This window comes from Kribbella koreensis (genome assembly GCF_039525325.1).
GTDB lineage: Bacteria > Actinomycetota > Actinomycetes > Propionibacteriales > Kribbellaceae > Kribbella > Kribbella koreensis.
Map to the genome: position 1 here is coordinate 49,109 of NZ_BAAAHK010000002.1, position 13,232 is coordinate 62,340.

Sequence of the window (13,232 nt, forward strand, 5' to 3'; positions counted from 1 at the left end):
TCCCATCCAAATCGGAAGACGCGGTCATCGCCACTAGGCGACCGCAAGGTTAACACTCGTCCTTGGTCGCTAGTGGGGATAAGTTCGACCGAACGTGGTTTGGGTTCGATCGGGTCGGGTAGGCGCGGGTTTCTGTTCATCCAGTGGTCAAGGTCGCCGACATTGTCTGCTTGCGCAACGCATTCGAAGCGGCAATTGTACTTAAAGTGGCCCATCGCATCCACATGGACACTCCACACAACTGAGTCGTAGCGTAGTGGGGCGAGATCTTTACGCTCGGGTGCAGGGTGGCGTAGAATGCTATCCTTTAAAGATGACAAGTATGATGCAATGGCGATGTGGTTTTCGGTGGATGTGGGGTTTTTAGTTAAACGAAGAGGCTCAATGTCGCGTGCCGGCAAATGAAGATCGGTATCCAGTTCGCCCGCTGAGGCGTATATGAATGCTATATGGTGGCTTAGTGACAGTGCGTAGCCGAGCTCTGCGCTTTGCCATGAACTCGGTGGCTCTTTGTCTAGATCGGCGACGAAAATCGTTGCTTGGCAGCGGCGCATCAGTTCGAGGACTTTGTCCCGCGGGTTTGCGGGGGCTTCTTTGTCCGCGAAGATCGGGTCAAAGCCGAGAGCGGATGCCATCTGTGCCGTCAGTTGTGCCAGGCCTCCGGGAGGGAAGGCGCACGAAATGAAGATGGCTGGGTGGTGCTCTGCAGAGCCTCCTGATAGCCGCGGCACATGCAGAGGGTAGCTGACAGGTCGGCTGTTGTGTAGAGATGAGGCCTTGGCTGCGAGTGCGGCTCAGCAGCGGTCGCGCAACTTGTCTGCCGGTTCGTTACGGCGGTAGAACCTTGGCCGGACACCGTGGCATGTCGATGGCCGGCCTGGCATGTGGAGACCCTTTGATACCCAAGCATTCTTCGGCTATGGGGATTGTGTGATGACGATCTTCAGAGGTGTGCAGTCGCCAAATTGCGCGGATTTTCCGAACTGGTGGTCTCGGTTCCCCGATGTGACCAATTGAGTTAAGGTGTCCGCTGATCTGGTGCTCGAGTTGATGTCTGGGCTGTCTCGCCTGAGGCGGCGCCCATGTGTTTGGAACGCGTAGCCGTGGACTTCGTCATCTACTGACTTCTTGGTGCCGCAGGAGGGGGCCGACCGCTCGAAGCCACGGTCGGTGTTTCCTAAGGACGTCGCCGCACGGCGAGGAACGTTGCAGTGCGCCGCGGTCGGATCGACCCCGAACTCCTCGGATTCGGGGACCTTGATGAACGCAAGAACCGTCCAGACGAAGATCTTAGTCCCGCAGTTGGCCGTTGATGGGTGGTCATTTCGTAGTGAACTGGGGGAGCCGTATATGGAGGCGGCTAGCGGGTGCTGCCGGTGATGACTACGCGTGCGGCGCCGGAAGGTATGCCAGTGGGGATTGCGACTGGCCTGGGGTTGAGGGGGCGGAGCCGTATTCGCCATGGTCGGCTAGTCGCGAGAGTGAGCATTCGGGTATGTAGAGGAGTTGCAGGAGGCCCCCTTGGAGGTCGATCGTAGGGTCAGTTCGCTTGGGGGTTCTGTGAACTGCTGGACCCGGGTGGGAGTGGACAGGGCTGGGCTCGGCCGACTCCTCGGCGGAGCTCGCGGGTCGGCGACAACTCGGTTGTTTGGTGTCTACCTGGTGTGGTCGGCCGCCGACGCTCTGGCGAGACGCGCGACGGAGGGAGCGTTCAAAACGGGCGAGTGGGCTTTTGGCGCCCTGCGTCCGGTTAGAGTCGGTGGGTGGCTGAGGGAGTGGAGTTTCGGCGGCGGGTGGTGCTTGGGGGGTTTGGGCAGGAGGTTTCTGTTCGGGGGGATGACTCGGGCAATCCGTTGTTGCTTGTGCTGCATGGTGGGCCGGGGTTGGCTGAGATGCCGTTGTTTGCGGCGTACAACTCCGAGCTGGAGCGGCACTTTCTGGTGGCGCATTGGGATCAGCGGGGCGCGGGGCGGTCGTACGACGCTGGGATCCCGGCTGAGTCGATGACGTTGCGGCAGTTTGTTGCCGACGCGGTCGAGTTGATTGAGCTGCTGACCGGGGAGTTCGGGCAGAAGAAGGTTTATCTGGTTGCGCACTCGTGGGGGACGTTGCTTGGCGCGATGATCGCTGGCGAGTATCCGGAGAAGGTGCACGCGTACGTCGGGGCCGGCCAGTTGGTGTCCGGGCGGCGGGCGGCGCGGACGGCGTACGAGTTCGCTTTGCGGAAGGCGACCGAGCAGCAGCACGACGAGGCCGTCAGCGCTCTCCAAGAGATGCAGCAGTCGGCTGCCGACGGAGGGCCGACGTTCGCCAACGCGGTCGTCCATCGTGCTTGGGTCCAGTACTTCGGCGGCACGGTGAACGGCAGTCATGAGGCGTTGTTCGCGCGGATCGAGCCGGCCCTGCTGCGGGAGTACTTCGGTACGCTCCGGGACATCGCCCAGGAGTTCTCGTTCCGGCACCTGATGCCGGAGACCTTCGAGACCGACCTGCTGCAGACCAATCGCAGGTTCGAGATCCCCGTCCACCTCGTCGTCGGCCGGTACGACCAGGTCACCCCCGCCGAGCAGGCGGTCGAGTACTTCGAGGCGATCGAAGCACCGTCCAAACAACTGCACTGGTTCGAGAACTCGGCCCACTTCATGCCCTTCGAAGAAGCCAAGAAGTTCAACACCCTGCTGACCACCATCGCGCTGGAGAACCAGGAGTAGAAATGATCATCGACGCTTGGGCACAGCATTCGACGACCAGGCACTTGGCTGATCCGATGCTGGATTCGTTGCGGCGGTGGCAGCCGGGGATTCCGCTGGAGGAGCAGCCGGTCAGAACGACGGTTGAGGCGATGGACGAGGCCGGGATTGACAAGTCGCTGATCTCGGCCTGGGTTGCGCCGGGGAACGTGATGATCTCCAACGATGAGGTTGCCGGGTTTGTCGAGCAGGCGGCCGGTCGGTTGGTGGGGGTTGGGTCGGTCGACATCAGGAAGCCGATGGAGGCGGTCAGGGAGATCCGCAGGTGCGTGGAAGAGCTTGGGTTCAAGGGGATCCGGGTGCTGCCGTGGCTGTGGGAGGTGCCGCCGACGGATCGCAGGTTCTATCCGGTGTATGTCGCCTGTTGCGAAGCTGATGTCCCGTTCTGTACCCAGATCGGCCACACCGGTCCGCTGATGCCGTCCGAGGTCGGCCGCCCGATCTACCTCGACCAGGTCGCGCTCGACTTCCCGGAGTTGAAGATCGTCGGCGGCCACCTCGGCTACCCGTGGACGGACGAGGCGATCGCGGTCGCCACCAAGCACGAGAACGTCTTCATCGACACCTCGGCGTACACCACGAAGCGCTACCCGGCCGCGCTGGTCGAGTACCTGCGCGCCCACGGCCGCCGCAAGGTCCTCTTCGGCTCGAACTACCCGATGATCAGCCCGGCCAAGGCGTTGCAGGACCTCGCAAGCCTCCAGCTCGACGAGGAAGCGACCGACCTGTTCCTCGGCCGCAACGCCCAACGGGTCTTCGGGCTGTAACTGATAGTCAGCTAAGAAGTCTGAATGGGGGACATTTCAGGGTTGGCTGCTTCGTTGTTCCTGGCAGGATGGAACAAAGGAGTTGGTCATGAGCTTGCTTGGAGCCCTTGTCGGGTACGCGTTGTCAGCGTTTCTGCTGGTACTGATTGCCCGGATGTTGCTGGACTGGGGCGGTGTGGTCGGTCGCGGGCCGGCCTGGGCCGTGAAGGCGCGGACGTTGACGCACGCCTGGACGGAGCCGGTGCTCGAGCCGGTACGGCGTCGCGTGCGGCCGGTGCGCGCGGGCGGGATCGCGTTCGATCTGGCGTTCACGATCGTGTTCGTGGCGGCGCTGATCGTGCGGTCGATCGCCTTCAGCCTCTGAGGTCGCCGCTCGTTCGGCCGCGAGGCCGTCACCCTTCGGGGTTTGTTGCTCACCATCGCTAGAAGCTTGCTGTTAATCGTTCACCAATGCGTCTCTTGGGGATCACCAAGAGACGCATTGGTGTTTTCGCTGCGGCGGGAAAGTCCGGGGGTTGCGTTGATCGACGCGCTCGGGGCTGAGGGGTGGGGGCGTTGGTGCTTCATTTGCTGCGCCCAGTCCGGCTGCCGGCGCGGGGCCGGCTGGTCCGGCGGGAGCTGGGCGGGCCGCACGTGCGCCAGCCGGTACTGCGTACGCTCGCCGTCGTTGGCGTGCTTGCCGCGGTTGGGTTGGGAGCGGGGGTCACAGCTGCGCCGGCGCAGGCGCATCCGTTCGGGGATCCGCAGACCGCTGCGATCAGCCTCGATGCGGGGCGGGCCGATGTGGTCCGGGTGCGCTGGAAGGTCGGCGGGCTTGACGATCTGACGCTGCTCGGTGTCGCGCTCGGGGTACTGCCGCAGAGCCGGGTGATGCTCGATGGAGCCGCCTTCTTCGAGCCGGCGGATGCGATGGCGGTCGGTCCGTCGGCGAAGTTCAGTGCCTACTTGTTGCGGCAGATCAAGGTACGCGCCAACGGGCACGAGTGCGCCGGGGTCGTCGAGCCGCCGAAGGAACTGGCCAAGACCGGCGTCGCCGTCGCGTTCACCTGTCCGGAGCCGATCGCGAAGGCCGATATCACCGTCCGCACGCTGACCGACCTCAACCCCGCCTACCGAACCCTGGCCACCGGCCCCAACGGCGACCGCACGGTCTACTCCACCGACAAAGACACCTACGACTGGTCGTTCGGTAGCGGAACGGCAGTCACACAAAAGCGTGCCGGGCGGAGTGCGGCGATCCAGCTTTCGGTGGTGGTCGGGGGAGTAGCACTCGTCGCGGCAGTAGGTCTGGTCGTAGTACGACGAGTACGTGCGCGGCGGCAGGAGGTCGCCGCGTGATCGCGCTGGCAATGTCCGATCAGTTGCAGAACTTTGTCAACTCGCCTGGGGTGCCGCCGGTTGCGTTTGGGCTGGCGTTTCTGGCGGGGGCTGGGCATGCGGTGATGCCGGGGCATGGGAAGAGTCTTGCGGCCGCCTATCTTGTCGGCTCCCAGGGGAAGGTCAAGGACGCTGCCTGGCTGGGTGGGTCGGTGGCTGTGATGCACACGGTTTCTGTGTTGGTCATTGCCTTGGCCTGGACCTTTCTGTCGCTGGCCGAGGTGGTGCAGATGCAGCAGCTCACGACAGCCTTGCAGTTGATCGCCGGGATATTGGTTTCCGCCACCGGGCTGTACCTGGCACGCCGCCACTTCCGATCCGCGACCCACGGACATGGACACGGTCACGGGCACGGCCATGGGCATGGGGAAGCAAAGCGACCAGGGCTGCTGATGTTGGGGATCTCCGGCGGCCTCACCCCTTCCCCTGCAGCGTTTCTCGTGCTGGTGGCTGGGTTGTTCATCGGGCGGGCCGGCTTCGCGCTGCTGCTCGTGATCAGCTTCGGCGTCGGTATGGCCGTTGTGCTCTTCGGCGTAGGGCTGCTCGCCATCGCCGGCAGCACCGTCGTCGTCCGCGGCGCCCAGACCCAGTCAGTACTACGCCTCGCCACCCGCGTAGCCCCCGTACTAGCCGCCGCCGGCCTAACGATCGCCGGACTAGGCATGACCGTCCTAGCTGCTCTCCACCTCACCGCTGTCCTCTGAAGGAGACACCGAACAAACATGACACCCCGACTGCGCCCAGGCCGGCGAACACGTGTCCTGATCGCACTGGCAGCGACAGCGCTGATAGCCGGCTCCGGTGCCGCGATCGTCCCGTCCACCGCAGGTGCCGAGGATGCGCCACCCAGTACTACCGCCCCGACCCTCAACCTGCGCGCCGGCCAAACGCTGGAAGGCACGGTCAAGGTCCAGGCCGAGCCGGCCACCGAGAACGACTCGGTCGACTCGATCACCATCGACGACACTTTGCTCGACGCCGACAAGACAGCCGGCACGGCGCACCTCAGCTTCGACATGGGCGGCAACGGCACCGAGGCCCGGTACCACAACTACATCACCGTCAACGGCCACACCTCCGACGCCGACCGCATCTTCTTCCCCGACATCCCCGGCGGTCGCGCAGGCACGCTCGACCTGCCAGGCGACTGGCTGAAGAACGGCGTCAACACGGTCACTGTCCACGCCGGCGCGAACTGGGTCGACACGACGAACACCGCCGCGGTCGGGTACGAAGTACTGCCGAACGGTGAAGGCGCGCGCTGCCCCAACTACGACGACTTCCCGTTGACGAGCCTCAGCCTGAGCCTGCTCGGCGTGGTCATCGACGGCGAGCAGAACGCGTTCAGCTACAGCTTCGGCGACGGTACCTGCGGCAGCTCGAAGCACCTCCTCACCCAGGACCTCACCTTCGTACTCTCCGGGGAACCGGGCGGCACAGCCGGCCTGAGCAAGGATCTCGACACCACGACGCTTGCCAACGGCACCCATACCGTCACGGCGACCAGCAAGTCGGGCAAGGCTCAGACCGTCAGCATCGAGGTCAACAACTCCCCGGCCGGCGCCGCCGAGCTGACCCCGGCCGACGGCGCGCTGCTCAAGAGCACCCAGCCGATCATCGCCGCCCTCCCGAACGGCGGCCAGGACCAGGTCGAGTCGCTGGCGATCGACGGCCAGCCGGCCCAGAACGCGGAGACCCTGGCCCAGGGGACTGCAACCCTCAACCTCACGATCGAGGCCGGCAACTCCGCCGAAGCGAAGTACCACAACTATCTGCTGGTCAACGGCAACCGTGTCGACCTCGGTGGCGACTACGGCGTCAATGGCGCGGAAGCGATCAGTCTCAAGCTCCCGCAGCGCTTCCTCAAGCCCGGCGACAACACGGTCCAGGTCAAGACCGGCGACTACAACGGCACATCGGCCGGCGCGACCTGTGCGAACCACGACGACTTCAAGCTCACCCGTACCTCCGCAGCGCTCGCGCTGAGCACCGCAGGCACGGTCGCCCCCGGTACGACGTACCTGGTCACCACGACCGGATCGACGGTCACCAAGACGCCGACCACGGACGCATCGCTCGCGCTGGGCGATGGCACTTGCGGCCCGAACAAGGAGGCCGAGTTCCACTTCACGATCGCCGATGCGCCGACGACGCGCACGATCGAGACGCTGGGCAGTGGTGGCGACGCCCACCTGAAGCTGTTCATCGGCGGCAACGGTTCCGACAACGGCTACGACAACCGCGTGCTGATCAACGGCATCCCGCTCAAGCTCGGCATCTGGGAGAAGGAGACCGCCGACCTCGCCTTCCCGAACGAGTGGCTCGTGCCGGGCGTCAACACGATCGAGTTCGTCGCCGGCAGCGACCACGGCAGCGCCAACGCCGGCGGCTGCGACAACTACGACGACTTCACGATCAGAGACCTGGACCTCCAGGCACCAGCGATCAAGGCGACCCAGCTGACCAAGCAGACCGCCGGTACCACCGTCACGATCGGCTCGGCGAGCTACCCGGTCGGCACCCCGGTCACCATCTACATCGGCGACGGCACCTGCGGCAACAGCTTCAACTCCGTGCTGGACAAGGCGATCCTCTTCGACGTGACGGCCGCCGACGGCATCCCGGCGTCAGCGCGAGGCCTGCGCGCCGACGTCGACACCAAGACGATCGCGGACGGCGCCCACACGCTCGAGGCCGTCGTCGGCGACAAGACCTCGACCCGCCGCTTCTCCGTCGACAACACCGCGCCGGAGATCGACAGCAGTGTTCCGGCCGAGGGTCAGAAGCTGACCTCGACCGTCGCGCTCACCGTCAAGGTCAAGGACGCTTCGGCAATCGTCGGTACGCCGGCCATCACCCTCGACGGCAAGGCGGTCAAGCAAGGCGATCAGATCGGCCACGGGCTGCCCGCCGGTGCGCACACGATCGCGGTCACCGCCACCGACTCGCTCGGCAACACCGCGACGAGGCAGGTGCACTTCACCAGCGCGAGCATCCCGGACGTACCGACCGATCTGAAGGCGACGATCGCCGGCCGCAATGCGCCGTCTGCGACCCTCGCTGCCAAGATCCCCGGCGAGGACGGGGTGGCGCTCAAGGCGACCTTCACCAAGGCGGATGTCGTACTGCCGTCCAACGGGTACCAAGGCATCGCCAGCGCGGTACCGACCACGCTCGACATCACCCACGACGGATCGGTGCAGGTCGACTCGCTCAAGCCGCTCGACGGCAAGACGATCGACACGCAGTCCGCGCGGGACGTGGTCTTCCAGCGCTACGACCTCAACCTCGGTACCACCGCACAGACCCCCACCATCAGATGGGAGGGCACGATCGACCCGGCCCGCGTCGCGGCACTCCGCGTCTGGGACAAGGCGACACAGAAGTGGGTCGCGCTGACCAGTTCCCGGGGCAAGACCGGCCAGAGCACGGTACTGACTGCGCAGTTGGACGATCAGTACCGCGACGGCAACGTGGCGCATGTGCTGATCACTGGCGAGGACCCCTTCGCCGATGACCTGTCGCCCCGGGATGCCTCGGCGCAGAACGACAAGGACCATTTCGAGGACCCGTCGACCTATGACTTCTCGATCGCGCACTTCACCGACACCCAATACCTGACCGAGGGTGCCGCCGGTGGAACGTACGACGACTGGGACGGGCAGAGCGAGGCGTCGGATGTCGAGACAGCCGAGGAGCAGGCGATCTGGGCGGCGGCGTACCGCAACGAGACGCAGTGGATCGCGGACAACCAGGCCGGCCGCAAGATCGCGTACGCCGCGCACACCGGCGACATCATCGAGAACGACTACTACGACCCGCTGGCCAAGAACCCGGACGGCTCGCTGCAGCGGCCCGGTCTCAACGCGGAAGTCGACAAAGAGCTCGCGGCCGCGTCGAGCTACCAGAAGATCCTGGACGACAACGGCGTGGTCAACCAGGTCATCGCCGGCAACCACGACAACCAGCTGGGTGCCGAGACCGGACCGGACTCGCGGTTCAGCAAGATGTTCAGCGCCGACCGGTACAACGCGCTGGCCAAGACCTGGCCGGCCGGTACCGAATACCACGCGTGGGACGAGAGGGTGAACCCCGACGGCAGCATCACGCCGGGCAAGGACAACCAGAACAACTACGTCCTCTACTCCGCCGGCGGACTGGACTTCGTCGCCGTCGGCCTCTCGTACGGCGTGACGCCCGACGAGGCCAAGTGGGCCGACTCGATCTTCAAGCGCTACAAGGATCGCAACGGCATCCTGCTGTCCCACGACTACCTCAAGCCGTCACCGAACCCCGACGGCCGCGGCGCCGACTTCTCCGCACCGGACGGGTCGCCGCTGTACAAGCAGGTCGTCGAGAGCAACCCCAACGTCTTCCTGGTGCTGGCCGGTCACGAGCACGGCGTCGGCACCAACCTGAAGACGAAGGTCGGCGTCACGGTCGCGCACGACGTCGTCGAGCTGCTCGCGGACTACCAGTTCTACACAGTCCCGGCCGGTGAGCTGTGGCCGAAGCTGGTCGATGCCGCGGGCAACATCGACGTCAATGGTGACGGCAAGCCGGACCACAAGGCGACGGACCGGCTGCAGTTCGGCGCGAGCTTCCTGCGGCTGCTGCAGTTCGACGTCAAGCGGGCCGAGCTGCACATCGACACGTACTCGCCGTTCCTCGGCAACTTCGGGGCGACCGAGTACGACGTACGCCAGGACGGCAGCCAGACCAAGCCGCGCTACAACGGCGCCGAGGACAACCTCACGCTGCCGGTCGACCTGACGACGCGCAAGACGTCCTTCTCGACGGACTCGCTCGCTGCGTACGTACCGACTGCCGAGATCGGGTCGGATGACGTAGTGGCCAACGGCACGGCCTCGGTGACCTGGTCGGGTCTCGCACCGGCGACGTCGTACGGGTGGATCGTCTCGGCGGTCAGTGCAGACGCCGGTACTGCGGTAGCGCAGCCTGCGGTCCTCCGGACCGTCAAGGGTGAGGCGACCGTCACAGCGACGTCTGCTCCGGTGGACTGGGGTACTGCGGCCAAGGTGACAGTCAAGGTGACCGCTGATGACCTACCGGTCACCGGCACGGTCGAACTGCGCGAGGGCGACAAGGTACGTGGCACCGGGACTCTCAATGCCGGTACTGCGAGCTTCCCGCTGCCAGTGGGTCTCTCACCCGGCACGCACCCGCTCACCGTCTCGTACTCCGGCAGCGACTCGCTCGACGCGGCTACCGGCGCTGTCACAGCCACGGTGAACCTGCCGCCGGCCTGGAGCCCCAGTGCTTCGTACAAGCCGGGCACCAGGGTCAGCCTCGACGGCAAGATCTACCTGGCGTCCTGGGCGAGCAAGAACCAGAAGCCGGGCGCGCCGTACGGTGCCTGGGAAGAGCTGGCCATGACCGAGGACGGTACGACGATCTGGACGGCGTCGCGGGTGTTCCGGACCGGCGACCGCGTGCTGTACGAGGGCCAGCTGTACGAGGCCAAGTGGTTCAACAACAACCAGCCGCCGAGCGCCGCGCCTAGCGGTCCTTGGAAGCCGGTCGGCTGAGCCGAGCCTGCAGGCCGAGGTGGTCGGAGAGGTAGCCGAGTGACGGCGACTCCTCCTCGAACACCACCTCGGCCGACTCGGTCGTCAACCCTGTGGTCAGGATGAAGTCGATGCACTGCGACTGCATCCCGGCCGGCAGATAGGCCTGCTGGAACGTCGGCGGGCACTCGCCGCCGAACACGTCGGTGAGCTGCGTGGTGGCCAGAAACTCTTGTACCAAAGGCTTGTGGCGCGGGATGTTGAAGTCGCCCGTCACGACGCAGGGCTGCGGAAGCTCAGCGATCAGCTGCGCGAGCGTGGTCAGTTGAGCGCGATGGATCGGATGAAACCTGTTCGACGCCGACCAGGTGCCGTCGGTGTTGGCGAGCAGGTGCACGTTCACCACGGATACGCCGGCGACTTCAGTCACCAACGCGCCCTTGAGGAATCCGCGCCAGCGCAACGACCGCTCCGTACTCCGAGGCGCCGGCAACCGCCGATATCGCGTGGACTCCACCGGCAGTCGCGAGAACGTCACGACCCCACCGGCCGGCCCGGCGAGCGTCGGGCGGTAGGCGGCTCGAAACGACGGCAGGCCGGCCGCGAGCCGGCGCAGGTGGTAGTAGGTCAGGACCTCCTGGAAGTTGACGACGTGTGTCGTCGACGCCTCGAAGGCGCGCGCGATCTCGGCGTACCGGAGCTTGAGCTGGGAGCCTCTGACCGGTATCCCGCGAGTGTTGATCGAAGCGATACCCAAGGGTCCGTTAGTGGAGGGTTCGCGACGGGTACCTGGGTCTTTCCCCGCCCGAAGTATCGACAGGAGAAACACCATGTTCGCCATTATCGCCGCAGTGATCTTCGGACTCGCACTCATCCTCGACTGGGCCGACGCGTCCGTCAGCGATGCCTTCACCCCGCAGACCCTGCTGATGGCCGGCCTGCTCTGCATGGCACTCCATCTGGCCGGCGTCGGCGCTGCCGCCAAGTGGGGCCGCCGTCGCCGCTGAGCCCGTCAGGTCGTCGCAGCGACGACGAGGAGGACGAGGTTCGGCACAGCCTCCATCACGGAGTTGAGCCAGAGCTTCGGCTGCGTGACCAGCATGACGACCGCAAGGAAGACATGCTGGCACGCGGTGAACAGGATCAGCGCCTGCCCGGCATCCGGATGACTCGTGTGCAGCAGGTACGTGCCGATGAAGAGCGCGGCCGCCGTCGTCAGGTTGTAGTACGCGATGCAGATCCGCCACAGCCGGACACCGTCGTAGTCGGCCGGCTTGATCAGGAACATGAAGTAGAGCCGGCGGTTCTTGTAGAACCACAGCTCCATCGCCCAGACCGATACCAGGATCACGCCGATCACGACGGCGAGGACCTGCACCGCAGTACTCATGTCAGCCACCCCCTGCGCACCAATATGGTACGAGTCTCTGACTAAATCAACCCTTCACCTGGTCTGGGCGATGTCCTTGTCGATCTGCTCGTCGGCCTTCTTGAGGGCGGCGGGCAGATCTTTGATGGTGCCGGATTCGTACCGGTAGCCGACGTCTTGCAGGGTGAGGAGGTAGGCGTCGCCGTTCGGGGTGGCCGGCGGGCTGATGCTGTCCTTGTTCTGGGCGACATCGAGGAAGACCGACATGGCTGGGTCGGTGGCGAACTTCGGCGACTTCAGCGCATCCAGGGTCGACGGGACGTTGTGGATCGCGTTGGCGAAGTTGACGACCGCGTCGGTGTCGGTGGTGATGAACTTGACCAGTTCCCAGGCCGCGTTCTGCTTCTGGCTGGTGCTGGCGATTCCCACGATCGTGCCCGACAGGCCGCCACGTCCGTAGGTGTCGGCCTGGTCGTCGGGGACCGGCATCGGGGCGACACCGAGGTCGAACTTGATCCCGGCCTCCTTCGCCATCCCGGCCCGCCACTCGCCGTCGAAGCTCATCGCGACCTGGCCGGTGTGCAGCGGGTTCTTCGCGCCGTACTGGTCGCCGAAGGTGGTCCGGTACTTCTCCAGCTTCGCGTAGCCGCCGAGCTCGTCGACGAGCTTCTTCTGGGTCGTGAACAGCTGGGTGAACCGGGGATCGCGCGACGCGTTCGCCTTGCCCTGGTCGTCGAAGTACTTCAGACCGAACTGGTAGCCGTAGAGCAGCAGCGTCGACGTGTAGCCGTGGAAGTTCGGCATGAAGCCGAGCTGGGTGTAGCCGTCGGCGGTCGGCTTGGTCAGCTTCTTCGCGACCGCCTCGAACTCCGAGAACGTCTTCGGCGGCGCGGTGATCCCCGCGGCCCTGAACGCATCCTTGTTGTAGTGCAGGCCGTACGTGTCCGCGAGCAGCGGCAGCGTGCATCGCTTGCCCTGGTACTGGGTGTAGTCCTGGATCGCCTTCGGGAAGGTCTTGTCCAGGTCGATGCCCGACTTGTCGAGGAACGGCTTCAGATCCGTGAGCACGTTGGACTTGCAGAACGCGCCGACGTTGGCCGAGCTGAACGACGACACCACATCCGGGGCGTTCGGCCCGCCGGCCCGCAGTGCCTGCTTGATCTTGTCGTCATTGATGTTGCCGACAGCCTTGACGTGGATGTTCGGATGCGCGGCCTCGAATGCCTTCACGTCGGCCTCGATCGCGGCCACCTCGCTCGGGGCGCTCCAGCCGTACCAGAAGGTGATCGTGGTGTCCTTGGTGGCGTCGTCGCTCGCCTTGGGGGCGTCCGGAGTACCGGTGCAGGCGGCGGCCGCGAGGGCGATGGCGGCGGTGGCGGCGAGGGTTTTGACGGGGCGGATTCGAGGCATTCGCACAGCTCCTGATCCGAACTGTTAGGAA

The 13,232-nt window shown here is 65.2% G+C and carries 10 protein-coding genes; 7 read left to right on the forward strand and 3 right to left on the reverse strand.

Annotated features, from left to right (window positions below; translation table 11 throughout):
- Window positions 1-1,763 precede the first annotated feature (1,763 nt).
- The 6 genes from ABD116_RS02485 (at window position 1,764) to ABD116_RS02510 (ending at window position 10,443) form a co-directional block, all read left to right on the forward strand.
- The gene (locus tag ABD116_RS02485) at window positions 1,764-2,711 is read left to right on the forward strand and encodes an alpha/beta fold hydrolase (RefSeq protein WP_343964324.1); all 948 of its coding nucleotides are present in this window, start codon (window positions 1,764-1,766) and stop codon (window positions 2,709-2,711) included.
- A gap of 2 nt (window positions 2,712-2,713) precedes the next feature.
- Window positions 2,714-3,517: an amidohydrolase family protein gene (locus tag ABD116_RS02490; RefSeq protein ID WP_343964326.1), complete on the forward strand. Its 804-nt coding sequence runs from the start codon at window positions 2,714-2,716 to the stop codon at window positions 3,515-3,517.
- 88 nt (window positions 3,518-3,605) lie between these two features.
- Window positions 3,606-3,881, forward strand: a complete 276-nt coding sequence (locus tag ABD116_RS02495; protein ID WP_343964328.1) for a YggT family protein — start codon at window positions 3,606-3,608, stop codon at window positions 3,879-3,881.
- Between the two features lie 191 nt (window positions 3,882-4,072).
- A complete protein-coding gene (locus ABD116_RS02500; protein WP_343964330.1) occupies window positions 4,073-4,855 on the forward strand; it encodes a hypothetical protein in 783 nt (260 codons plus the stop codon).
- Window positions 4,852-5,598, forward strand: a complete 747-nt coding sequence (locus tag ABD116_RS02505) for a cobalt transporter (protein WP_343964332.1) — start codon at window positions 4,852-4,854, stop codon at window positions 5,596-5,598. The genes ABD116_RS02500 and ABD116_RS02505 overlap by 4 nt, the downstream gene beginning before the upstream one ends.
- An 18-nt stretch (window positions 5,599-5,616) precedes the next feature.
- A complete protein-coding gene (locus tag ABD116_RS02510; RefSeq protein ID WP_343964334.1) occupies window positions 5,617-10,443 on the forward strand; it encodes an Ig-like domain repeat protein in 4,827 nt (1,608 codons plus the stop codon).
- On the opposite strand, the gene ABD116_RS02515 is transcribed toward ABD116_RS02510, so the two are convergent.
- Window positions 10,415-11,179, reverse strand: coding sequence for an endonuclease/exonuclease/phosphatase family protein (locus ABD116_RS02515; protein ID WP_343964336.1), 765 nt, complete (start codon window positions 11,177-11,179; stop codon window positions 10,415-10,417). The genes ABD116_RS02510 and ABD116_RS02515 overlap by 29 nt on opposite strands.
- Window positions 11,180-11,252: 73 nt before the next feature.
- Here ABD116_RS02515 and ABD116_RS02520 point away from each other — a divergent pair, with 73 nt between their 5' ends.
- On the forward strand, window positions 11,253-11,429 hold the full coding sequence (locus ABD116_RS02520; RefSeq protein ID WP_343964338.1) for a hypothetical protein: 177 nt from the start codon (window positions 11,253-11,255) through the stop codon (window positions 11,427-11,429).
- 5 nt (window positions 11,430-11,434) lie between these two features.
- Here ABD116_RS02520 and ABD116_RS02525 read toward each other — a convergent pair whose 3' ends face one another.
- Both ABD116_RS02525 and ABD116_RS02530 read right to left on the reverse strand, forming a co-directional pair.
- Window positions 11,435-11,812, reverse strand: a complete 378-nt coding sequence (locus ABD116_RS02525) for a DUF1304 family protein (protein WP_343964340.1) — start codon at window positions 11,810-11,812, stop codon at window positions 11,435-11,437.
- 54 nt (window positions 11,813-11,866) lie between these two features.
- Window positions 11,867-13,201 carry an ABC transporter substrate-binding protein gene (locus ABD116_RS02530; protein WP_343964342.1) on the reverse strand — a complete coding sequence of 445 codons (1,335 nt, stop codon included), beginning with the start codon at window positions 13,199-13,201 and terminating at the stop codon, window positions 11,867-11,869.
- Window positions 13,202-13,232 lie beyond the last annotated feature (31 nt).